At 64.7% G+C, this 21,274-nt stretch carries 24 protein-coding genes and 1 tRNA gene; 10 read left to right on the forward strand and 15 right to left on the reverse strand.

Annotation, left to right across the window (positions count from 1 at the left end):
• Positions 1-177 precede the first annotated feature (177 nt).
• Positions 178-417, reverse strand: a complete 240-nt coding sequence (locus CH289_RS04950) for a hypothetical protein (RefSeq protein WP_094713244.1) — start codon at positions 415-417, stop codon at positions 178-180.
• A gap of 209 nt (positions 418-626) precedes the next feature.
• Here CH289_RS04950 and CH289_RS04955 point away from each other — a divergent pair, with 209 nt between their 5' ends.
• The 5 genes from CH289_RS04955 to CH289_RS04975 all read left to right on the forward strand — a co-directional run bounded on the left by CH289_RS04955 (position 627) and on the right by CH289_RS04975 (position 4,850).
• Positions 627-1,058 (forward strand): MerR family transcriptional regulator, encoded by a 432-nt coding sequence (locus CH289_RS04955; protein ID WP_094713243.1) that lies wholly within the window; start codon positions 627-629, stop codon positions 1,056-1,058.
• Positions 1,055-2,089: an arsenic resistance protein gene (locus CH289_RS04960; RefSeq protein WP_256977037.1), complete on the forward strand. Its 1,035-nt coding sequence runs from the start codon at positions 1,055-1,057 to the stop codon at positions 2,087-2,089. The genes CH289_RS04955 and CH289_RS04960 overlap by 4 nt, the downstream gene beginning before the upstream one ends.
• 170 nt (positions 2,090-2,259) lie before the next feature.
• Positions 2,260-3,165, forward strand: a complete 906-nt coding sequence (locus tag CH289_RS04965) for a LysR family transcriptional regulator (RefSeq protein WP_256977038.1) — start codon at positions 2,260-2,262, stop codon at positions 3,163-3,165.
• A 69-nt stretch (positions 3,166-3,234) separates the two neighbouring features.
• Positions 3,235-4,407 carry a TDT family transporter gene (locus tag CH289_RS04970; protein ID WP_094713241.1) on the forward strand — a complete coding sequence of 391 codons (1,173 nt, stop codon included), beginning with the start codon at positions 3,235-3,237 and terminating at the stop codon, positions 4,405-4,407.
• Positions 4,408-4,502: 95 nt separating this feature from the next.
• Entirely contained in the window at positions 4,503-4,850 is a 348-nt protein-coding gene (locus CH289_RS04975; RefSeq protein ID WP_094713240.1) for a hypothetical protein, read from the forward strand.
• A 31-nt stretch (positions 4,851-4,881) separates the two neighbouring features.
• Here CH289_RS04975 and CH289_RS04980 read toward each other — a convergent pair whose 3' ends face one another.
• Positions 4,882-5,517 carry a uracil-DNA glycosylase gene (locus tag CH289_RS04980; RefSeq protein ID WP_094713239.1) on the reverse strand — a complete coding sequence of 212 codons (636 nt, stop codon included), beginning with the start codon at positions 5,515-5,517 and terminating at the stop codon, positions 4,882-4,884.
• A 597-nt stretch (positions 5,518-6,114) separates the two neighbouring features.
• On the opposite strand from CH289_RS04980, the gene CH289_RS04985 reads away from it, so the two are divergent.
• Complete coding sequence (locus CH289_RS04985; RefSeq protein ID WP_143545044.1) at positions 6,115-6,513, forward strand: proton-conducting transporter transmembrane domain-containing protein; 399 nt, start codon at positions 6,115-6,117, stop codon at positions 6,511-6,513.
• 583 nt (positions 6,514-7,096) lie between these two features.
• Here CH289_RS04985 and CH289_RS04990 read toward each other — a convergent pair.
• The 4 genes from CH289_RS04990 to CH289_RS05000 form a co-directional block, all read right to left on the reverse strand.
• Complete coding sequence (locus tag CH289_RS04990; RefSeq protein WP_306427512.1) at positions 7,097-7,420, reverse strand: nucleotidyl transferase AbiEii/AbiGii toxin family protein; 324 nt, start codon at positions 7,418-7,420, stop codon at positions 7,097-7,099.
• Positions 7,420-7,797, reverse strand: a complete 378-nt coding sequence (locus CH289_RS28660; RefSeq protein WP_256977042.1) for a type IV toxin-antitoxin system AbiEi family antitoxin domain-containing protein — start codon at positions 7,795-7,797, stop codon at positions 7,420-7,422. The genes CH289_RS04990 and CH289_RS28660 overlap by 1 nt, the downstream gene beginning before the upstream one ends.
• Before the next feature lie 21 nt (positions 7,798-7,818).
• Entirely contained in the window at positions 7,819-8,082 is a 264-nt protein-coding gene (locus tag CH289_RS28665) for a hypothetical protein (protein WP_256977039.1), read from the reverse strand.
• Positions 8,083-8,403: 321 nt separating this feature from the next.
• A tRNA-Thr gene (locus CH289_RS05000) sits at positions 8,404-8,475 on the reverse strand.
• An 88-nt stretch (positions 8,476-8,563) separates the two neighbouring features.
• On the opposite strand from CH289_RS05000, the gene CH289_RS05005 reads away from it, so the two are divergent.
• Positions 8,564-10,045, forward strand: a complete 1,482-nt coding sequence (locus CH289_RS05005; RefSeq protein ID WP_019663792.1) for a threonine/serine exporter family protein — start codon at positions 8,564-8,566, stop codon at positions 10,043-10,045.
• Here the strand turns inward: CH289_RS05005 and CH289_RS05010 are convergent.
• Positions 10,042-10,296, reverse strand: coding sequence for an MbtH family protein (locus CH289_RS05010; RefSeq protein ID WP_019663793.1), 255 nt, complete (start codon positions 10,294-10,296; stop codon positions 10,042-10,044). The genes CH289_RS05005 and CH289_RS05010 overlap by 4 nt on opposite strands.
• A gap of 89 nt (positions 10,297-10,385) precedes the next feature.
• On the reverse strand, positions 10,386-11,195 hold the full coding sequence (locus tag CH289_RS05015) for an alpha/beta fold hydrolase (protein WP_020110789.1): 810 nt from the start codon (positions 11,193-11,195) through the stop codon (positions 10,386-10,388).
• Between the two features lie 136 nt (positions 11,196-11,331).
• Here CH289_RS05015 and CH289_RS05020 point away from each other — a divergent pair, with 136 nt between their 5' ends.
• Positions 11,332-11,859 (forward strand): hypothetical protein, encoded by a 528-nt coding sequence (locus CH289_RS05020; protein WP_020110788.1) that lies wholly within the window; start codon positions 11,332-11,334, stop codon positions 11,857-11,859.
• A gap of 33 nt (positions 11,860-11,892) precedes the next feature.
• Positions 11,893-12,546, forward strand: coding sequence for a hypothetical protein (locus tag CH289_RS05025; protein WP_020110787.1), 654 nt, complete (start codon positions 11,893-11,895; stop codon positions 12,544-12,546).
• 72 nt (positions 12,547-12,618) lie between these two features.
• Here the strand turns inward: CH289_RS05025 and CH289_RS05030 are convergent, their stop codons facing one another.
• The 6 genes from CH289_RS05030 to CH289_RS05055 form a co-directional block, all read right to left on the reverse strand.
• Positions 12,619-14,016: an MFS transporter gene (locus tag CH289_RS05030; protein ID WP_019663798.1), complete on the reverse strand. Its 1,398-nt coding sequence runs from the start codon at positions 14,014-14,016 to the stop codon at positions 12,619-12,621.
• A gap of 162 nt (positions 14,017-14,178) precedes the next feature.
• The gene (gene eda / locus CH289_RS05035; RefSeq protein ID WP_094727472.1) at positions 14,179-14,808 is read right to left on the reverse strand and encodes a bifunctional 4-hydroxy-2-oxoglutarate aldolase/2-dehydro-3-deoxy-phosphogluconate aldolase; all 630 of its coding nucleotides are present in this window, start codon (positions 14,806-14,808) and stop codon (positions 14,179-14,181) included.
• Positions 14,805-16,241, reverse strand: a complete 1,437-nt coding sequence (locus CH289_RS05040; protein ID WP_094727473.1) for a mannitol dehydrogenase family protein — start codon at positions 16,239-16,241, stop codon at positions 14,805-14,807. Before CH289_RS05040 ends, eda begins: the two co-directional genes overlap by 4 nt.
• Positions 16,238-17,176: a PfkB family carbohydrate kinase gene (locus CH289_RS05045; RefSeq protein WP_094727474.1), complete on the reverse strand. Its 939-nt coding sequence runs from the start codon at positions 17,174-17,176 to the stop codon at positions 16,238-16,240. Before CH289_RS05045 ends, CH289_RS05040 begins: the two co-directional genes overlap by 4 nt.
• A gap of 8 nt (positions 17,177-17,184) precedes the next feature.
• Positions 17,185-18,390 carry a D-mannonate dehydratase ManD gene (gene manD, locus CH289_RS05050; protein ID WP_019663802.1) on the reverse strand — a complete coding sequence of 402 codons (1,206 nt, stop codon included), beginning with the start codon at positions 18,388-18,390 and terminating at the stop codon, positions 17,185-17,187.
• Complete coding sequence (locus CH289_RS05055) at positions 18,387-19,439, reverse strand: zinc-binding dehydrogenase (RefSeq protein ID WP_094727475.1); 1,053 nt, start codon at positions 19,437-19,439, stop codon at positions 18,387-18,389. Before CH289_RS05055 ends, manD begins: the two co-directional genes overlap by 4 nt.
• 127 nt (positions 19,440-19,566) lie before the next feature.
• Between CH289_RS05055 and CH289_RS05060 the strand changes: the two genes are divergently transcribed.
• Entirely contained in the window at positions 19,567-20,268 is a 702-nt protein-coding gene (locus tag CH289_RS05060; RefSeq protein ID WP_037107088.1) for a GntR family transcriptional regulator, read from the forward strand.
• Here the strand turns inward: CH289_RS05060 and CH289_RS05065 are convergent.
• Entirely contained in the window at positions 20,252-21,244 is a 993-nt protein-coding gene (locus CH289_RS05065) for a GlxA family transcriptional regulator (RefSeq protein ID WP_179276736.1), read from the reverse strand. The genes CH289_RS05060 and CH289_RS05065 overlap by 17 nt on opposite strands.
• Between the last annotated feature and the right edge of the window lie 30 nt (positions 21,245-21,274).

Genomic DNA, 21,274 nt, shown 5'->3' on the forward strand with positions numbered 1-21,274 from the left:
ACTCCGAGCACTACGCGAGACACCTACATCTGCAAATAGCCCTTGCTGCTTCTCGTGGCCGTTCGGTAGCACAGGAAGCAAATCTTGTGCATAACAGACCACTGCCTGAATTTCTTTACCTACGGACTGACCCGGTGCCACGAATCATTCTGCACTGCAGGGATTTGTAGGTCTCGATCAGTCCGCATCGCCGGAGAATTGGGTGACCACTTCCGCACTGTACCCGGGGGCTCTCACCGTCATCGTTGTCGCTGTGACGTCGTGGGTCACCGTGAAGGCGTAGAAGGGGCAGCATGCCAGCTCCGATGCGGTGGCTTCGGATAGGCGACCGATGAACGCCGTCCCCGGCGGGAAGGTGAATACAAGTCCGCCGTCGACCGTCTGCGGCTGGTAGCGCAGGTGAGGATCGTTGCCCACAACTCGATACCCTCAGGTTGGTCAGCCGTTGAGAGCGTGCACGCCGACGGGGCCTTCATCTCGCTGAGAGGCGTCAGGTCTAGACGGATGAGCGCCCGGACGTCCGGGCGCGGTCTCGCTGGGAACATGGCCCGACGTTAGCCCCAGCACCTGCGTGGAAGGTCAAGGATTTGACCTTCCACCCGACTCGAAGGTTTATCCTCGTGCGCATGTCCGCTCTGCGCATTTCACAGCTGTCATCGGCGACCGGCGTCCCGGCGACCACGCTACGGTTCTACGAAAGCGAGGGCCTGCTCCCGGCGGACCGTTCGGCGAACGGTTACCGCGTTTACGACGACCGTGCTCGGCAACGCTTGGCGTTCATCACCGCCGCCAAGAGCCTGAACCTGTCGCTGCCGGAGATCAAACTTCTCCTTCGTGTCTGGGAGAAAGACTCCTGCGCAGCAGTCAAAGCCGAACTCGGCCCCGCCAGCGAGTCCCACATCGCTCGCGCGAACGAATCGATCGCTCAATTGACCGCTCTGCGTGAGAGTTTGACCGACGCGCTGGCCCGGCTCGGGGACACACCCGACGCGTCGACGCCATGCAATCCGGAGTGCACCTGGCTGATCTCTGCGAACACCGCGGTGGGCACCGCATGAACATATCGAGCACCACCTCGGTGGTGGCGTGGCTGGAGAAGTTCCAGATCCCGCTCTACCTGCTGGCCCTGCTCATCGGTGCCGTTGTCGGTTTGGGTGCGCCGTCGTCGGCGCATGCGTTCGAGATTGCTATCAATCCGGTACTGATCGTGTTGCTCTACGCTACGTTCCTCGCGGTTCCGTTCTCCGCCATCGGCGCATCGCTGCGCGACGGCACATTCTTGCTCAGCGTCGTAGTACTGAATTTCTTGCTCGTTCCGCTCGTCGTATTCGCTCTGACCCGGTTCGTTGCTGCTGATCAGGCGGTACTCGTCGGTGTGCTGTTGGTGTTGTTGGCTCCCTGCATCGACTACGTCATCGTCTTCAGTGGGTTGGCCGGTGCAGCGTCGGAACGGCTCCTCGCGAGTGCGCCGCTGTTGATGTTGTTGCAGATCGCGTTCCTGCCGCTCTACCTGTGGTTGTTCGTCGGGTCCGAGCTGGTGGAGATCATCGACATTGCACCGTTCGTCGAAGCGTTCGTGCTGTTGATCGTTGTTCCTCTGGTGTTGGCGGCCCTGACGCAAGCACTTGCGCGTCGTCGGCGTATCGGCACCCAGATCATGGATGTGATGGCCGCGGCGATGGTGCCGGTCATGATGGCCACTCTTGCCGTCGTCGTGGCGTCGCAGATCGACGCAGTCCGCTCCGAAGGCTCCCAGCTGTTTGCCGCGGTGCCGATCTTCGTCGCGTTCCTGGTCATCATGGCGGTTGCCGGATGGGCGACGGCCAGAGTGACCCGCCTGGACGTCCCGGACGCTCGGGCCTTGATCTTCTCCGGTGCCACCCGAAATTCGTTGGTCGTTCTGCCGCTGGCGCTCGCGCTGCCACCAGCACTGTCTCTTGCTGCCGTGGTCGTGGTGACGCAGACACTGGTGGAGCTGATCGGAATGGTCGCCTACGTCCGACTCATCCCCTGCCTTGTCCCAGCTCACGCTGCGAGAGCACCGGTGAGGTTCGAAACAACTCGTACGAACCAAGGCAATCCTGGGTGACGAGAACTGGATAAAAGCAGGTGGCGTCAGTGAGGGTGAACGAACCACGGGATCCAGTGCCGCGACCCCGTTCCACTTCCCGCGAGCATTGAGCATCGAATGGGGACTTTTCCGGCAAACGCGCCTGTGGGCTCCGCGCCCGCTACGACTGCAGTCTCTACGCTGGCACCGTGCCCCTGCCGACCCATGTGACCGACCTGATCAGCTACGAATTATTGCTGTCCGTCGCCGAGCTGGGAAGCATCGGACGCGCAGGGGAGGCGCATGGCATGTCGCAGCCAGCGGCGAGCGCACGCCTGAAAGCACTCGAAAGCCGCATCGGGGTAGCACTCCTGCATCGCGGGCAGCGAGGTGCCACCCTCACCGCAACCGGCGAACTGGTCGCCGGCTGGGCCGAGCGCGTCATCGCCGAAGCCGCCGAGCTCGCCACGAGCATCGCAATGCTGCGCACCGACCGCCACAGCCACATTCGTATCGCCGCAAGCCTCACCATCGCCGAATACCTCATACCGCGATGGCTCATCACACTGCGCTCCCACGACACTTCCATCACACCGACTCTCACCTCCGGAAACTCTGTCGACGTAGCCGCATCGGTGCTCGACGGCCGCGCCGACATCGGATTCGTCGAAAGCCCCGATCTGCCCAGCGGACTCCACTCGAAGGACGTTGCCCGCGACGAACTCGTCGTCGTCGTCGCCCCCGATCATCAATGGGTTCGACGAACGATCACGGCGAGCGAACTGGCCGCGACACCGCTGGTCACCCGCGAACCCGGGTCCGGCACACGTCTCGCGCTCGAACGTGCGCTCCGGACTGCGGGCCCACTCGCCGCGCCACTGCTCGAGGTGTCCTCCACCACTGCCATCAAAGCTGCCGTCATCGGCGGCCTCGCACCGGCCGTACTCAGCTCCCTCGCGGTATCCGCCGAGATCGCCGCCGGAACACTGGCCCGCGTTCACACAGAGGGGCTCGACCTGCGCCGGTTCCTGCGTGCCGTGTGGCCCGCGGGCCGTGAACTGCGAGGACCGTCGAGCGACCTGCTCGTCGTCGCCCTCAGATCCCCGCAGTCATAACCTGAGGTTGGGACCGGCCAGGTAATCGGTGTCTACCGGTGACGACTGTGTGCGAGGACGCTGGAAGTCATGACCTCGACAGCTCTGCACCGCTCCTCCATCACGTCTCGGCGCGGCGACGATACCGAGCGGCCGCGCAAGTGGCCGGTGCTCTCCGACCTCGACCACCCGAGCCAGATCTTCGAACACATCACCCCCAACTGGTTCGCCTCGGTCATGGGCACCGGTATCGTCGCCAACGCCGCCGCCACCCTGCCCGCCCACATCCCCGGACTGCACGTGTTCGCAACGATCGTGTGGATCGCAGCGTCGGTCGCCTTGATCACACTCTCCGGTGCCTTCGCAGTGCACTGGATCCGACACCGGCAGTATGCGCGTGAGCACGCCGCGCATCCGGTGATGGTTCAGTTCTACGGCGCACCCCCCATGGCGCTGCTGACCGTCGGTGCCGGGACGATGCTGCTGGGCACAGACGTCATCGGAGCGGCGCCCGCAACCGTGATTTTTGCCGTCCTGTGGACCGCTGGCACAGCCCTCGGGCTGATCACCAGCATTCTCGTGCCCTACCTGATGATCACCGCCCACGATCACCAGACCGCCGTCGCACTCCCGGCGTGGTTGATGCCCGTCGTACCGCCGATGGTGTCCGCCTCCACCGGTGCGCTGCTGCTCCCTCATATCGCGGATGGGCAGTGGCGCCTGGCCATGCTGTCCGGTTGCTACGCGATGTTCGGGCTGTCACTGATCATCGGAATGCTGACCATGACGCTCATCTACGGACGGCTCGTCCACGGCGGAATCCCGCCGGTCCAGGCAGCACCGACGGTGTGGATCACCCTCGGCATGATCGGTCAATCGATCACCGCCGCGAACCTGCTCGGCAACGATGCACCCTTGGTGTTCACCGGCGAGACCGCCTCCGTCGCAACCGGCCTGCACGTGTTCGGCATTCTGTACGGACTGACGATGGGCGGCTTCGGCGTCTTGATGTTCATCCTCGCAACCGCCCTCACCATCCATGCCGCCCAGAAGGGACTGACATTCTCACTGACCTGGTGGTCGTTCACCTTCCCCATCGGCACCTGCGTCACCGGTGCCACTGCCCTCGGCGGCGCTCTGGGGTCGGCCGCGGTCGAGGCCATTGCGATCGGACTGTATGCGGCCTTGCTCGCAGCCTGGGGCACAGTCGCCGCCCACACTCTCCGCGGCAGCGTGCAAGGAAAACTTTTCCAACCCAGCTGAACCGACCGCCGGGTAGTACCCACTCGGAACGCTGATACCGAACGAACAGCGTCGATCCAATCGACCACTGACCCCGGAAAGGACTCACGATCACGATGAACACACCGAGTGCAGACACACCGACTTCCGATACCCCGAGACGGGGCCGCCGCGGACGCGTCTGGGCACGAGTCACCGAAAATTATCTGGCCTGGCTGTTGCTGATGGCGGGAACAGCTGCTGCGGGGGCCTTTCTCACTGCCCTCGCCGGCGGGTTCGAGGGCTGGACCGTCGTCGCAGCGATCGTGACAGTGGTGCTGTTCGCGGGATGTTGGTTCTCATATCGAGACGGTGCACGCCGGGGTGCCGCCGAACCACACATTCTCCAGTACCACCCCGACAGCCCGGACGAGGTGATCGACATCGACACCGACACCGGCGAACGCCAGCCCCACCAGGACTGACCGGTCGGAGGCAGCAGCAGCACGATCCGCCCTACCTCAGCACAGTGCGGGGTTCAGGTGCCTTCTCCAGATGCGTTGCGACCGACAGTGCTGCGTTGATCAACCGCTGGCGAGCAGCCGCCGGTGCGTGTGCGTTACGAGCCGAGGGGTGCGGTGCCGCTATCACCGGGAGGAGGCGGGCGGGAGCAGCTGCAGTGATGACGCGCATGTAGCCATCGAGAGCCTTCGCACCAAGAACGAAAACCACCTCCAGTTTCGGCAGTAAGCCCATAAGCTCGCCGACATATGGGCCCGCCTCACCGAGAACGGATGCCGTCGGCGATACCGGATGACCGGCGTCATCGAGCACTGCCCACGGCACAATATTCCACTTGACGCACTGCACCCGGTCGATACCCGCGTCGGCGAACACCGATTTCAGCACGGGGTTCGTTCGATCTGGATTGTCGAACGAACACATGTTGGTCCCGCCCGGACGTATCGTTTTCGGCCCCGGAGACTCCAACAGCACCAGACAGCGAGCCGCGTCGCCGCCGTCGTCGGGATCGAACAGTGGAATGGACCGTGCAGTCTCGATCCTCCATCGCAACACGGACGCATTGAGTGAGCGGACCGGGGCATCGTGCGCTCGGGCGTGCTTTCCGGACCACACGTCATCATCTGTCATACGCCGCACTCACTGCTGACCCACGCCACACGTACTGCTGGCCATGGGGAAACGCACCGTGAGCCGTAGACGCCAGCTCTCGGTGGCTCGCCTCGACGACCACTGCTGAGCGTTTGACGACTCCGCTGCCTGAACACACCTGTCAGATAACCACGACAGGCCGTGTGGTGCCTATTGCACCCGTCTTCTCATCGACTTCATTCCAGATCGGGTCGGATACCCCCTAGGGTACTAGGATACCCCCCTTGGTATATGCCACAGTGGGTACCGAACCGACCGAAAGGACCACCTGTGTGCTCCCCCACCTCGTGCCCGGCATGCGGTAAGACCACCTGGGCCGGTTGCGGTCGCCATATCGACAGCGTCATGGCGAACGTTCCGCAATCGCAGCAGTGCACCTGCTCCACCGAGTCGCCAAATCCAGCAACACGCAGCAGCTTCTTCCGCTCTCTGTTTCGTCGCTGACACCTCACCTCGCAGCACTTCGAGAGTATTTGAGGCTTTTGCGGCCTCCCCGTATACCCCCACCCGTATTTAGGAGAATGCTATGTCCGTGCCCGCTACCGCGACGGCTCCCGGCCGTCACGACCGCCCTCCTTGCCCCGACACAGAGACCTCTCCGACTACCGAGGTGTGATTCGTGCCCGCCCCACTCTGGGCTTGGCTCTGCTCGTGGCGCTTCTCGGACTGGTAGGCACCCCGCCGCTGGACGTGTTCGTCGGCAAGCTCACCACAGCCACCGCAGCCTGGGACGGCGGGCACGCGCGGCTGGCTCTGGCGGTGATGCTCAATAGCGTGCTCAGCCTCTTCTACTATCTGCGCTGGCTGGCCCCATCGTTCTCCCAACCGGATCGAGGGGCCACAGCACTCCCCAAGCCAAACGGTTCAGCCGCCTGGCCGACCGCCGTCGCCGCACTTGCGGCAACTGCGAGCCTGGTTATCGGCATTTCGGCCGGTGTCCTGTGGACCGTCGTTGACGGCATCGCCGTCATTTGAACGCGGCATACCCATACTGCGTCGACCCTGCGCCGTACCACCGTGCCGTCATCGGGTCGTACTCCGAATACCGGTCACGCTCGCAAGTCCCCCGATTCATCCGAACCTAAAACGAACCTCAAGAACTCGATGTCCGAGTTCCTCCTAGCGGAGTCACAGAAATTCGCCGGAATACAGCCGATATCGATCGGAAAGAACCACACAGGACGCCCGGTGACCCGGTGGCCGTAAAGCCGCTGCGGGAAGCTGCTTGTCACTTTGACGACCGCGGCTAACGCTCCGGCACTTCTAACTCGATGAACTCGAGAAGATCCTCCAGTAATTTGTCCGCACGGATTTCGAAGTTGGTATTGCCGCGGAAGTGGCTGCCGGTGAATGAAGAAGTCTGACAGCTCGTTTGCGTTCTACCGCGCCAATATGAGAACTATCCTGAATGCGCACCGACCCTAGCCATAGCTGCGTACCCGCTCGACGGTCGAAATCGAGAAGCAACTATGCATCCCCCTGTCATGAGCCGCAGTCGTCCCATCTCGCCTACACGACGAATTACCGGATGACCCAATTCCACTGATGGCGTTGCCGATCAGCGGTGTGTTCTCCGTGACATACCGATCGCCGGATCCCTTACCAGTCGACCGTGACCGCGCAAGACCGCGCGCGGGAGAGCGCGGTCGAGATCACGAGCGACATCGGATCTCGAACCCACCGCGATCAGATCGATATCCTCGCTGAGACGACCATCGACCAGATGGGTTCGCGCCAAGGCTGTTCCGCCGATGAACACAATCCGATCCGCGAAGTGCGCACTCAGATAACCGAGAAGGTGCGAGATCAGATGATCGCGCTCGACCTGTGCACGCGCGACACCGAATTGCGTTGCCACCGAGTTCAGCTCGTCGGGATTCACTATTTCTCCCCCAACCGATCCTGCAGGCGCAACAGAGTCGTTCTCATCTTCTGAGCCCCAGCGAGCTCGGCCAGCACTTCCGGGTCACACCGTCGATGCAACTGCTCCACCGCCGGCCATACCTCACCCTCGGCATCGCCGAGCCCCGGACGCTTCACCAGATCCAACACCGTCTGCTCCGCAGTAGTCACCAACACCGGACCCAACTCGGTATCGATGCGCTCCGCATCCAGACGTGCCGTGTCGCGCACGACGAACCGAACCACTGCCGGACGATCCGCCAACCGAATCGGATCGTGCCGCGTCGGCACAGCCACCACAGCCGTCGCCAACGTCCGCGGAATCGCCCCATGCAACCGCGCCGCGCTGACACCCATCACGACGGCATCGTCGGCTCTTTAGGCCGCAACCGCGATACCGGCCGCCGCTGCCTCCAGACCCGGCATCCACTCGGTCCCGACTCGGTCGTCGGGCACCGCCACGTAGAAACCCGTCGCCACCCGATGCAGCAGACCCAAGTCCATCAGGCGCGCGAGCTCGGCCCGCGGGTGCGCGTACACATCCGCGGCTGTCGCGGCACGCTCCATCCGCATCGGAAGGCGAGCAAACTCGGGAGGTAGACCGGCCTGACAGCGTCGAACATCGCTCGCAGACAAATACACCTCTACCGAGTATCGGATCCGTAGGTTCCGAGCCGACAAAACTGACACTCACCACGAGATCCTCTGAACAGCCCAAACACAGCCTCGAAGCCGTGCGCATCCACCTGCAGCCACATGGACGCTCACCGATGAGTTAGCAACGAGTTGTGACATTCTGTGACACCGAACGCCCGATCCTGCCGATTGTCTAGCAAATCCCCAGGTCGCAACTACCACATAACCCCAGGTGGACGAACCCGACTCTCTCCCGAAACGAGCGGTCCTCACCAGGGAAAATAGAAAAGACTCTGACCATTTTCACTGGTCAGAGTCTTGAGCCGGAGCCTCCTAACGGGATTGAACCGTTGACCGCTCGCTTACAAGGCGAGTGCTCTACCGCTGAGCTAAGGAGGCGTTGTGCGGGGACAGCATATCCGTTCATCGAACGCACAGTCCAAACAGGTACCTTGTCGGTGGATCACCCCAGCTACAGAAAACGGACATGAGCTTTCTGCAAGACTTGACGACCTCGCTGAGTCGTCTGACCGGCGAGCGTCGCGCCACTATCGATACGCCCACTGCAGCGCCGTCACCGCTGCAGCCGATCGACCTCACCGACGACGCGGTGGTGGCGGAGGTTCTGGATCTGGCTGTTCGGGTGGGTGAGGTTCTGTTGGCGTCGGGCACCGCTGCGATGGATACGACGACCCAGGTCCAGAATGTCGCGGCCACCTATGGTCTTGCGCGCTGTGATGTCGATGTCACGTACAACTCCATCACCATCAGCGCCCATCGTGGTCCGACGCGTCCACCGTCGACGACGATGCGCATCGTTCATTACCGTTCGATGGACTTCACGCGGCTCGCGGCTGTCGACCGGTTGATCCGCAGCATTCGGCTGAAGCTCATTCCGCCGTCGCAGGCACTGGACACGTTGGACGCGATCACCACTGCCCCGCACCCGTACAACCGGTGGACGGCGACGTTCGCGTGGGCGGGCATGGCCGCGTCCATCGGTGTGTTGCTCGGCGGCGGTGTACTGGTGGCCGTCGTGAGCTTTCTGACGACGATGGTGATCGACCGAATCGGCCGTGTCCTCAACCGGGTCGGTCTTCCGTTCTTCTTCCAGCAGGTCGTCGGCGGCTTCGTCGCGGCGACACCGGCGATCACGCTGTTCAACTTCCAGGATCAGCTGGGCGTCACGGTGTCGCCGTCGCTCGTCATCGCGGCCGGTGTGACGGTGTTGCTGTCGGGCCTGTCGTTGGTGGGCTCGGTTCAGGACGCCATCACGGGGGCGCCCATCACAGCGTCGGCCAGGTTCTTCGAGGTCCTGATGATGACGGGCGGCATCATCGCCGGCGTCGCCACGTCGTTGAAGCTGGCGGCGATCATCGGCAGCGATCTGCCGCTCATCAGCAACACCGCCCCGCCGGACATCCTCGAGGTCCCGACGAAGGTGTTGGCCGGTGCTGCGGCAGCGCTGTTCTACGCCCTGGCGTGCTACGCGGAGAAGCGTGCACTGACGGCTGCGTTCCTCGGCGGTTTCGCCGGGGCGTTGGTGTCGCTGCTGGTGCAGACCGTCGACACGGGTCCGATCATCGCCTCGGCGTTCGCTGCCACGGTCGTCGGCTTCGCCGGTGGTCTGATGGCACGTCGCGCGCTGATTCCACCACTGATCGTCGCGGTCGCGGGCATCACGCCGCTGCTGCCCGGTCTGGCGCTGTACCGAGGCCTGTACGCGATACTCAACGACCAGCTGCTGCTCGGCATCAGTTCGCTGTTCGCCGCGTTCGGCATCGGCTGCGGAATCGCCGCAGGGGTCACACTCGGTGAGTGGGGCGCTCGTACTCTCCGCCGTCCGCGCATCCTCGCGCGCACCGAAGAGCTGCTTCGCCCGACTCTTCGCCGCAAAGAAGAACCGCGCCGTCCGACTGTTCGTCGGCGACGCGGTCCTGTCGAGCTGAAGAAAAAGAAGAAGGCCTAGGCCTCGGGAGTGCCCTCGGCGGACTGACGTGCTGCAGCGTCGGCCTCCATGGCCTCACGCAGGCTGCGGGGGCGCATGTCCGTCCAGTTCTTCTCCACGTACTCCAAGCACGCTGCGCGGCTGTCCTCGCCGAAGACGACGCGCCATCCCTGCGGGACATCGGAGAAGGTCGGCCACAGCGAGTGCTGGTCTTCGTCGTTCACCAGCACGAAGAAGCGTCCGTCTTCGTCATCGAATGGATTGGTACTCATCTCGCCTCACTCGTCGCATACGTAAATAGGCAGTCTTCATGTGTGAAGTGCCCCCTGACCCTAGCAACGCACACTAGCGCAGCGGGCAGTCAGCTCTTCAAGAACTCGAGAATGACGTCGTTGACGGCGTCGGGACGCTCCAGGTAGCCGTAGTGACCGACGTCGGGGATCTCGATGTACTGCGCGTCGGGAATGGCTTTCGCGAGCTCGGCTCCGAGGAACGCGGGAATCATCCGGTCGTGCTCGAACCCGACCGACAGGCAAGGCAGATCGATCTTGCCGTACGCCGAGGTGCGGTCGAAGGAATCGTCCATGCCGATCTGGGCGCGTACCCCGGGAGTGACGGGTGCGACGGAGAATTCCAGCAGATCCAGCCAGTCCCGAGCCGTCCTCGAATCCGCCAGCGTGGTCGGAGAGAGGTTCAGCGCAGCAGTGATGGCTGCCGCGTACTTGGGTGGCAGCTGCGTCTTGGCGTCGGCCAACGCGACCTCACCCTCGCCCAGAGTGCGCTGGAACTCGTCGAGGCGAGCATGACCGGCGAGGAACACAGCCTTGCGGAGGAGCTCCGGGCGTCGGAGAGCAAGCTCCTGGGCGACCCGAGCACCCATGGACGTACCGACGACGAACGCCTTCTCGTCGCCCTCGCGCACCAGCTCGATCAGCGCGGCGGTGTCCGCGACCAGGTCGTCGATGGTGATGCCCTGCACGGACTCGAACGAGGGCGCGATGCCGCGGTTGTCGAAGAAGCACACACGGTATCCCGCCTTGACCAGCGCTGGAACCTGATGCAGATCCCACACACGACCGGGACTGCCGGTGCCCATGATCAGCACGACCAGCGGCCCGGAACCCTTGACCTGGTAGTTCAGCGTTATCCCGTTCACCGTCGCGGTGGGCATGAAACTCCTCGTCTGTTGCCTTGTGCTCGCGCAGAGTTTACGGCCGACCGTGGACATGCGTCGAACGACGGGTTTCCAGCATCGGCGTTCGGGTAGTTCTCTCCCGCCCTATCGACACGACTGCACAGGAGGCACCATGACCGACGACAGTGCATCGCACGAGGCACGAAAAGGCCTGCTCGACGCCGTCAAAGGCAAGGCCAAGGAGGTCGTAGGCGCCGTGACGGGCAATGACTCGCTGACCACCGAGGGGCAGCTCCAGGCCGCACAGGCCCGTGAGAAGAAGGAAGCCAAGGCCACCGAACTGGCGGCGGAATCACAGGCAGCCGAGGCCGGCGAGGGTCTGGCCGAGGTCAAGAACAGTGCGGACGCCCAGCGAGATTCCGTCGAGGCCAGTGCTCAGGCGTCCGAGGACGAGGCTCGTCGCGCTCAGCAGGCTCAGAGAATCGCTGCCGAGAAGGACAAGGACCGCGCCGTGGCCGCCGAAAGCGCCGACGCGGAGGTCGACGCTCGGGCCGAGCAGATCGAAGCCGCAGCCGACGCCCGGTCGGAGGTTGCGGACGCCGACCAGGACGAGTTGGAAGCCGTTGCCCGGTACCGGCAGGAGGCCGCCGCCGCGGACGCAGCCCGGGACGCCGCCGATCGCATTCGTCGCAATGCGTAGACCAGCCGACATCAAGCATCAGGAGAACCGACAATGAGTGTGCTCGACATACCGCGTTCGATACTGCGTTTCCAGTACCGGATCGTTCGCATCCCGCTCGACCTGTTCGAGAGCAACGTCGTGCAGACGTGGAGTACCGAAGCCCCTGCGCGGCTCGCGTACGAGCGGGCCGTCGGAACCCTCGATCACAAGGTCGGCAAGATCCTCGGCGACGCCGACGTCCGGTCGCGCGGTCAGGACAAGGTCGATCACGCGGACCACATCGGTCTCGCGAAGAAGCTCGACGCGCAAGCCGACGCCGCGGAGACCGAGGCCAAGACCAAGCTCGAGACAGCTCGTCGCACTGCCGAGCAGGAACGTGACGCCGCAGCGAAATCTGCACGCGAGGCGGCCGAGAACGCACGGGCAGAAGCCGAGCAGCGCAAGGCCGAGGCCGAAGAAGAGGCCGACCGAAAGGCTGCGGCCCGCAAGAAGCAGGCCGACGACGCAGCGGCGGCGCGGGTGAAGGCCGCCGAGGACGCGGAGCGCAAGCAGAAGGAACAGATCGACAAGGTCGAGAAGGCCGCGTCAGCGCCTGCGGAGTCCGAGCTCGCCGACGCGGCGGAGCGTCAGGAAGAGGCCGAGGACAAGAAGGAAGAGGCAGCGCGGATCGAGAAGCTGTTCCTCGCGGAGAAGGAATCGGACTGAGTCCTCTCGGCGCCGGACCCCGAGCGCGTGGCAGTCATCTGCCGCGCGCTCGGGGTTTCTTGTTGCTCGGCGCTAGATGGCGTCGTCGAGCCGGACCAGGTCGCGTCCACGAGTTTCCGGCGCCAGGTACGCGGACACCAACGTGATTGCCGAGTAGACCACCAGCATGGCGGCGATCGGCCACCAGCTTCCGGTCACTGCCGTCAGCGTTGCTGCCATCAGCGGTCCGATGGCCGTGGCCAGGATGCCGCCGATCTCCTTGGCGAGTGCAAGCTGGGTGAATCGTGTTCTGGCACCGAACAGTTCGGCCATCGTGACGCTCTCGAGCGAGAACAGGCCGAGCACACCGATGTTGAGTGCGAGAACGACCGAGATGATCAGGGTTGCGTTGTTGCCGCTGGTCACCAGGTAGATCAACGGGAACGCCAACACCATGGTCGCGGCGCTGAGAATCATGTACATCGGGCGGCGACCGAACTTGTCACCCAGGATGCCGATGACCGGAATGGTGATGAATCCGAGCAGCGAACCGTAGACGATCGCCGTGGTGGCGATGGACTTCTCCAGCAGCAGAGTCGACGCGATGTAGCCCACCAGGAACGTCTGGATCAGACCCGAGTTGCCGGCCTGCCCGAAGCGAAGCCCGAGTGCGACGAAGAACGCACGGCCCTTGCGCTGACGCAGTCCGGACTCGAGAACGCTTTCCTTGGTTTCGGCGTCGACCTGCTCGATCTCCGCACGCGAGAGGGCGACACCGTCGACCACGTCGGCGCGATCCTCGAACACCGGGCTTTCCTTGAGGTTGGAGCGCAACCACACCGCGAAGAGCATCAGGAAGAAGCTCGCGAGGAACGGGATACGCCAGCCCCAGCTGACCAGTTGGTCGTCGGTCAGTACGACGAGCAGGATCGCCCAGATTCCCGACGCCGCAAGCGTTCCCGAGTTGGTACCCAGCGAGACCAACGAACCGATGAGACCGCGACGCTTGTCCGGCGCATACTCCACGAGCATGACCGTGGCGCCCGCGATCTCCGCTCCGGCGCCGAATCCCTGGATCAGGCGTAGTGCGACGAGCAGGATCGGCGCGAGGATGCCGATGGTCTGATACGTCGGCAGCGCACCGATCAGCGTCGTGGACGCTCCCATCATCGCGATCGTGATGAAGAGGACCTTCTTGCGACCGATCCGGTCGCCCATCCGGCCGAAGTAGATGGCACCGACGAGGCGGGCGACGTAGCCGACGCCGTAGGTGGCCATGGCTGCGATCAGGCCGATCGCCGGGCTGACGTCGGGGAAGAAGACCCGGTTGAAGACGATGGCGGCGGCCAGCGAGTACAGCTGGAAGTCCATGAACTCCATTGCTGTTCCCAGCCAACCGGACACCGCGGCCTTGGTCAGGTCGCGGGTCGACCGCTTCGGCTTCTCGTCGGCCACGGCTGGGCTCGGCGCTTCGTTCGTGTCGTGAGACATCTTGTGCTCCGTTTGTTCAAGGCTGTCCGGTCGTCCATCGCGGTGTCAACGGAATCCGTTGCACCTACGCCCCTACTGAGACCTACGACCTGCAAGAGATGGTGAGTGGCCCGTGCCACACTGATATACAAGCACTGTTATACCAATGAGTCAACAGTGCTGTCAGACTGAGCTGCGCAGACCTGCCGCCGCACGCGCCAATTCGCTCACTGCAGTCCACTCCTTGGCCTGCACGAGGTTTCGAGGCGTCAACCAACTTCCGCCGACACACGCGACGTTCGGCAACCGGAGGTACTCGGTGGCGTTGCTCGACGAGATTCCGCCCGTCGGGCAGAACGTCAGATGCGGAATCGGTCCGGAGAGGGCACCGAGAGCGGCTGCACCCCCGGAGGTCGACGCCGGGAAGAACTTCAGTTCGGTGTGACCCGCGTTCGAGACGTTCATCGCCTCGGTTGCCGTGGACACCCCCGGCAGCCACGGAATCGACCACCCGTGCGCAGCGTCGAGCAGGTCCGTCGGAGCGCCTGGTGACACCAGGAACCGCGCCCCGGCGTCGATCGATTTCTCCGCGTCCCGGCGAGTGAGCACCGTCCCGGCGCCGATGACGATCTCGGGCACCTCGGTCGCGATCGCTTCGATCGCAGCGAGCGCCGCCTCGGAGCGCAACGTCAACTCGATCACGTCGACGCCACCCTCGTGCAGGGCACGCGCCAACGGAACTGCGTCGGACGCATCGTCGACGACGACGACGGGAATGACCGGGCTGATGCCCATGACCTCACGTGTGTTCATGACAGTTCTCTTTCGATGTTCGCTACGAATTCGGTGGTGACTGCGGCAGAGCCGACGAGCAGATCGGCGGCTGCTGCAACCCGGCGACCGAACGGAGAATCCGGGCCGAGGTCGGCACCGAAGATCTGCTCGACGCTCAGCAGCGCCGCTACCGCGTCTTCCTGTGAGGCGGCCCGGGACAGGACGTCCGCCATCGGGTCGTCGAGCGCGCGTCCGGCGCGTAACTCGTCGATCACGTACGCGACCCAGGACGCCACCGCCACAGCGAGCCAGGTCGTCGACGATCCACGTTCCTGGGCGTCGCGCACGGTGCCCAGTAGCCTCGGACCGAGTTTCTGGGAGCCGTCCATCGCGACCTGACGGGTGGTGTGCGGCAACGTCGGGTTGGCGAAGCGCGTGAGCACCTCGTTCGCGTACGCGTCCGAGTTCATGTCCGGATGCAACGTCGGAGCGACGTCGGACACGATCATTCTGTGCGCCAACGACTTCAGGACCGGGTCCGCCACGGCGTCGGCGATGGTCGAGTGGCCCGACCGCACCCCGAGGTACGCGAGGAGCGAGTGCGACGCGTTGAGCACGCGGAGCTTCATCGTCTCCCACGGCTCGACGTCGGTCACGAACTGCACTCCGACGAGATCCCACGCCGGCCGCTCGGCGGCGAAGCTGTCCTCGATCACCCACTGCCGGAACGGCTCGCACACGACGACGGCATCGTCGCGTAAACCCGTCTCGTCCTCGAGCCGACGCCTGTCTTCGTCCGTCGTGGCCGGAACGATGCGGTCCACCATCGAGTTCGGGAATGACGCGGCGGAGTCGATCCAGCCCTGCAGTGCGGTCGAATCATCCCTCTGCGCAACGTAATCCCGGACGATCCCCGCGAGGAGAACCCCGTTGTGCGGTAGGTTGTCGCAGCTCAGGACCGTCACGGGAGCATCGAGCTTCGCTCGCAACGCAAGCCCGGCGACCAGCTGGCCCACCACCGTTCCGGGAGATCGACCGGTCAGGTCGGCCACGATCTCCGGGTCGTCCAATCGGAGCCGTCCGGTCGCCGGGTCGAGCCGGTATCCCTTCTCCGTCACCGTCAGGGACACGATCCGCACGCGCGGGTCGGCAATGGCGTCGACGACGGCATCCGCGTCGTCGACGGCGCTGATCACCTCGGTGATCGACCCGACGACGGACGCGCGGTCGATACCCGGCCCCTTCTCGACCAGCGTGAACAGCCCGTCCTGAGGGCGCAGCTGCTCGGCGACGGCAGCGCTTCGCTGCGTCACCCCGGTGATGCCCCACGACGAATCGCCGGTGAGCAGAGCTGCCTCATGGGTGAACGCCGCCTGGTGGGCACGGTGAAACGCTCCGAGCCCGAGGTGGACGATTCCACGGGACACGGGCCTCGGTACCTCGGGAGCCGTCGCCGACGAGAGCCTGCTCATACGGCGAGCCGATCGCGGTGCGCACGGACCTCGTCGAGGGACGCGATCAGGCCGGTGCCGCCTCGGCCTCCGACACTGAGCGACGCCGCACTCGCAGCGAGCGCCGTGGCGTCGAGCAGGCTGTCCCCCAACGCTATCCGCGCCGTGAGGGTGCCGGCGAACACGTCGCCCGCCCCGGTCTGATCGACGACGGCCGGTGCCGGAATGGACGGCTGAAAGCGGACGTCGCCGCCGGTCACCACGGTGATGCCCTCGGACCCCTGCGTCACGGCGACAGCTTTCGCGCCCCACTCCATCAACCTCGTGGCTGCGGCCTGCGGGTCGGTGATGCCCAGAAGGTCGTCGATCTCACCGGGCGCAGACGGCACGACGACGGAGCAGTGCGGCGCGATCTCGCGGAGGAAGTTCACGGACTCGGCGGCCGTGGTGAGCCGGGGCCGGAAGTTGGGGTCGTAGACGAACGTCGACGCATTCTTCGCGGCGAACGCCAGTGCGCGACGTGCGGAATCGGACAGTGCCGCCGTGATTCCGCTGCCCAGCACCGCCCCTGCCGCGGCGAGGACGTCGGCCGGGACGTCGGAGACGTCCAGTCCCGACCCCACGGAACCGGTGCGTGCATAGGAGAACTGACGCTGCCCCAACGGATCGATGTGCAGGAAGTACGCGCCCTGTTGGCCGTCGACACGCCTGACATAGGTGTCGTCGATGCCGAGGGACCGGATCCGTGCACACACCGCGTCGCCCAGTTCGTCGTTGGATACTCGGGCGACCAGGGCGACGGACGCGCCTGCGGCCGCCGCTGCTGCGCCTGCGTTCACCACGTCGCCGGAGACACCGAGAACACTGGACGTACCGTGCGCGAACGGCTGCGTCGTCGATATCTCGACGAGTGGCTCGCCGAGGAGGACGACGTCGAAAGCTGTGTTGCTGTTCATTGTTCGTCTCACCAATCGTGCATGCTGCCGTCGAGGCGGCGGTTGACGGGAAGATAGCGGGGGTTGTACGGGTACTTCGCGGCGGCGGCCTCGTCGACGTCGACGCCGATGCCCGGCTTGTTGCCCGGATGCATGAAGCCGTTCTCGAACGTGTAGTCGGTCTGGAAGACGTCGGACGTCGGGTCGACGTGGCCCATGTACTCCTGGACGCCGAAGTTCGGGATGGACAGGTCCACGTGCAGGGCCGCGGCGAGCGACACCGGTGAAAGATCGCCTGCGCCATGCGAACCGGACTTGACTCCGTACAGATCGGCGAGCGAGAAGATGCGACGCAGGTGCGTGATTCCGCCTGCGTGCGACACCGAGGTGCGGATGTAGTCGATCCACCGGTTGGTGATGAGGTCCTGGCAGTCCCAGATGGAATTGAAGATCTCGCCGACGGCGATCGGAGTGGTGGTGTGCTGGCGGATCGTGGCGAAGGCGCTCTGATCCTCGGCAGGCGTCGGATCCTCGATCCAGAACATCCGCATGTCCTCGAGGTCGCGGCCGAGACGACCCGCTTCGATGGGCGTCAGGCGGTGATGGACGTCGTGCAGCAGGTGGAACCCGAAACCGTGACGCTCACGGACGGCACCGAGCATCTCCGGGGCGAACTTCAGGTACGGCGCGGTGTCCCACGAATCCTCCTGCGGCGCAGCGTCGGACGCCGGCTCGTAGAAGCCGTTCTTCGGGATGCCGTAGGTCTTGTCCAGACCGGGGATGGCCGACTGCGCACGGACGGCCTTGTATCCCTCGTCGAGATGCCGTGCGACGTCGTCGAGCATCTCGTCGACGCTGGTGCCGCTGGCGTGCCCGTAGACCATGACGCCGTCGCGCGCGGCGCCGCCGAGGAGCTGATAGACCGGCATGTCGGCGGCTTTGCCCTTGATGTCCCACAGCGCGACGTCGACCGCTGCGATGGCCGTCATCGTCACCGGGCCGCGTCGCCAGTACGCGCCCTTGTACAGGTACTGCCAGGTGTCCTCGATGCGCTGGGCATCGCGACCGATCAGCAAGGGGCACAGATGATCACGCAGGTACGACGCCACGGCGAGTTCCCGGCCGTTGAGGGTGGCGTCACCCCATCCGACGATACCCTCGTCGGTGGTGATCTTCAGCGTGACGTAGTTGCGCCCGGGCGCAGTGACGATGACGGTTGCGTCGATGATCTTCATCGGTTTTCCTCGGAGTTCTGTGAAGCGGTGTCGATGACGATCTTGAGTTGAGTGGGGTCGGACAGGGCAGCGTCGAGCGCTGCGGCCGACTCTTCGAGCGGGAATCTGGACGTGACCAGAACGTTCAGGTTCACGCGGCCCTGAGCGGCAAGGGAAATCGCTTGGGCGAACGCGTCGGGTCCGTAGCGGAAGCAACCCCGGATGTCGAGCTCCCACCGTTGCACCAGGCCGATCGGGAATTCGGCGTCGCCGCGTCCTGGAACGCCGACCAGGGCGAGAACGCCGGCTGGGCCGAGGGATCTGGCGGCGTCGGCGATCGCGGCGGGGTGGCCGGAACAGTCGAAGGCGACGTCGGCGAAACCTGTGTCCAACGACGTTTCTCCGGAGAGCAGCGCGACGTCGGCGCCGAGCCGGAGCGCGACGTCCAAGCGCGCCTGCGAGACGTCGGTGATCGTGACGTGCTGGGCGCCGAGCGCGATCACGGTCTGCAGCACCAGGAGCCCGATAGGCCCTGCGCCGGTGATCACGACGGTCTTGCCCAGCACCGATCCGGCCCGGGCTGCCGCCCACGCGGCCACGGCCAACGGTTCGATCAGTGCCGCGACGTCGTCGGTGACGGTGTCCGGGAGTGTGTGCGCGAAGGCGTCCGGCATCACGACCGACCCGCGGAGCAATCCGTTGTTCGGCGGGGAGCCGAAGCAGACGACGCTGGGATCGACGTTGTAACGGCCACGCAGTGCGTGCTGGGCGTGCGGTCCCGGCACGGCAGGCTCGATCGCGACGCGCTGACCGAGGCGATGGGACGGGACCCCGTCTCCGACCTCGACGATGCGGCCGAAGCCTTCGTGCCCGAGCACCGTGGGTCGGGTGAGGACGTTGGTGCCGTTCTTGCCATCGGCGTAGTAGTGGAGGTCGGATCCGCACAGACTGACACCGGCGATCTCGACGCGCACCTGACCTGGGCCGACCTCGGCGCGGTCGACGTATTCGATTCTCAGATCGCGGCGTGCGTGCAGGATCGCAGCACGATCTCGGCCCTGGGTGTTCATCGGTGCCTCGCAGTTCCTCAGTCTTGAATACCAGCACTGCCATACTAGTGCGTAAGTGACGTGCGTCAACTTTCCTGTCCGTGCCGCGCATAGCTCACGTATCCGACCGGCCATTACTGTTGACGCGGTGAGCACCCGAAAAGTCACCGCGCGCGAAGCCGCCTACAAGGAGCTGCGGCACCGAATCGTGTCGTTGAAGCTGCCTCCGGGCAGCCCCCTGTCGGAGAACGAGCTGGCCGAACACCTGTCGGTGAGCCGTACTCCCGTGCGCGAATCACTGATTCTCCTCGCCGAGGAAGGCCTGGTGCAGGTCTTTCCTCAACTCGGCACGTTCGTGTCGCGGGTGGACACCGAGAAGGTCGCCGACGCGCAGTTCGTCCGAGAGGCCATCGAGATCGCGTCGTTGAAGGACGCGGTCGCCGGACGATCCGACGCGGACATCGCCGCCCTGCGTGACAACCTGGCTCAGCAGAGCGAACCAGGCCTGAGCATGGACGACTTCTTCGAACTCGACGAGAAATTCCACCAGGCGCTTCTGGCCGCCGGTGGGCACTCGGCAGCATGGAGGTCCGTCGAGTCCGCGAAAGCGCACCTCGACCGTGCCCGGCGCCTCGGCCTACGGGACACCCGCCCCATTCCTGAGCTCATCGCCCAGCACACCGCCATCGCCGACGCTGTCGAGCAGGCAGATTTCGCTGCCGCGGAGCGAGCGATGCGTGATCACCTGCGCGCAGTGTTCGACGACGTCGAGCGCATCAAGGAAGCAAGTCCACACCTGTTCTCGGACAGTAACGAACGGCCCACCCGACGAGTCATCGCGAGCTGGTGACGCCGGCCCACGTCGCGCGGTAGGCCCTGGGCGAGACTCCGATGTCGGCCATCAGCTGCTGCCGCAGGGACGTGGCGGTACCGAAACCGGCCTCGGCCGCGACACGGTCGATGGTGTGATCGGTGTTCTCGAGCAGTTCCTTGGCGCGCTGCACACGTTGCTGTGCAATCCATTTGGCCGGAGATACACCCACTTCCGCGGTGAATCGACGCGTGAACGTACGGACGCTCATGGACACCGACGACGCCAACGCCTCGTTGGACAACGGCTCGTGCAGCCTCTCCAGCGCCCACTCCTGCGCCGCAGCAATCGAACTGGCCGTGGAGCGGCGAACGGGCGGCGCGACGTACTGAGCCTGACCGCCGCTCCTATGCGGCGGAACCACCGTTCCCCGCGCAACCCGGTTCGCGACAGCCGAGCCGAAATCGCACCGAATCATGTACAGGCACAGATCGATACCCGACGCCTCCCCCGCCGCCGTCAGTACGTCGCCGTCGTGGGTGTACAGGACATTCGGTTCGAGCCGGACCTGGGGATACAACGCCCGGAACTGCTCCGCCGACGCCCAGTGCGTCGTTGCGCGTCGGCCGTCGAGCAGACCCGCAGCGGCCAGAACGAACGCACCCGTACAGATGGACGCGATCCGAGTCCCGGGCCGAATCCGCTGGAACAGTGCGGTGTCCGAGACGGGATCGTCGCCGTAGTCCAGATCCGACGCAGGAACGATCACCGTGTCGGCATCGGCAACGGCCTCCAACCCGCGCTCCACCACGATGCTCACGTCCGAATCCGTGCGCACCGGACCGGGCGTCGCGGTACACGTCACCACCGAGTACAGCGGCTCACCGTCGTCGGACCTCGCCTGGCCGAACAATCGATGGACCGAGCCGAATTCCATCCCCAACAGTCCGTCACGGACGACGACGACCACCCGATGCGGTTCTCGGGTGGTGTCACGATCTCGACGTGTACGCATGGCCGAATTCTTTCACATGTTGTCCGGTAG

This window comes from Rhodococcus sp. RS1C4, assembly GCF_002258225.1.
Classification (GTDB): domain Bacteria; phylum Actinomycetota; class Actinomycetes; order Mycobacteriales; family Mycobacteriaceae; genus Rhodococcoides; species Rhodococcoides fascians_E.

Excerpts from the sequence above, each read along its gene's own strand:
- eda (WP_094727472.1), bottom strand. The coding sequence starts at position 14,808 with ATGAACACACGTGAGGTCATGGGCATCAGCCCGGTCATTCCCGTCGTC.
- manD (WP_019663802.1), bottom strand. The coding sequence starts at position 18,390 with ATGAAGATCATCGACGCAACCGTCATCGTCACTGCGCCCGGGCGCAAC.
- CH289_RS05040 (WP_094727473.1), bottom strand. The coding sequence starts at position 16,241 with ATGAGCAGGCTCTCGTCGGCGACGGCTCCCGAGGTACCGAGGCCCGTG.
- CH289_RS04980 (WP_094713239.1), bottom strand. The coding sequence starts at position 5,517 with ATGACAGATGATGACGTGTGGTCCGGAAAGCACGCCCGAGCGCACGAT.
- CH289_RS05025 (WP_020110787.1), top strand. The coding sequence starts at position 11,893 with ATGAGTGTGCTCGACATACCGCGTTCGATACTGCGTTTCCAGTACCGG.
- CH289_RS04955 (WP_094713243.1), top strand. The coding sequence starts at position 627 with ATGTCCGCTCTGCGCATTTCACAGCTGTCATCGGCGACCGGCGTCCCG.
- CH289_RS05045 (WP_094727474.1), bottom strand. The coding sequence starts at position 17,176 with ATGAACAGCAACACAGCTTTCGACGTCGTCCTCCTCGGCGAGCCACTC.
- CH289_RS05015 (WP_020110789.1), bottom strand. The coding sequence starts at position 11,195 with ATGCCCACCGCGACGGTGAACGGGATAACGCTGAACTACCAGGTCAAG.
- CH289_RS04970 (WP_094713241.1), top strand. The coding sequence starts at position 3,235 with ATGACCTCGACAGCTCTGCACCGCTCCTCCATCACGTCTCGGCGCGGC.
- CH289_RS04975 (WP_094713240.1), top strand. The coding sequence starts at position 4,503 with ATGAACACACCGAGTGCAGACACACCGACTTCCGATACCCCGAGACGG.
- CH289_RS05005 (WP_019663792.1), top strand. The coding sequence starts at position 8,564 with ATGAGCTTTCTGCAAGACTTGACGACCTCGCTGAGTCGTCTGACCGGC.
- CH289_RS05020 (WP_020110788.1), top strand. The coding sequence starts at position 11,332 with ATGACCGACGACAGTGCATCGCACGAGGCACGAAAAGGCCTGCTCGAC.
- CH289_RS28660 (WP_256977042.1), bottom strand. The coding sequence starts at position 7,797 with ATGGGTGTCAGCGCGGCGCGGTTGCATGGGGCGATTCCGCGGACGTTG.
- CH289_RS05055 (WP_094727475.1), bottom strand. The coding sequence starts at position 19,439 with ATGAACACCCAGGGCCGAGATCGTGCTGCGATCCTGCACGCACGCCGC.
- CH289_RS05030 (WP_019663798.1), bottom strand. The coding sequence starts at position 14,016 with ATGTCTCACGACACGAACGAAGCGCCGAGCCCAGCCGTGGCCGACGAG.
- CH289_RS05010 (WP_019663793.1), bottom strand. The coding sequence starts at position 10,296 with ATGAGTACCAATCCATTCGATGACGAAGACGGACGCTTCTTCGTGCTG.
- CH289_RS04960 (WP_256977037.1), top strand. The coding sequence starts at position 1,055 with ATGAACATATCGAGCACCACCTCGGTGGTGGCGTGGCTGGAGAAGTTC.
- CH289_RS05065 (WP_179276736.1), bottom strand. The coding sequence starts at position 21,244 with ATGCGTACACGTCGAGATCGTGACACCACCCGAGAACCGCATCGGGTG.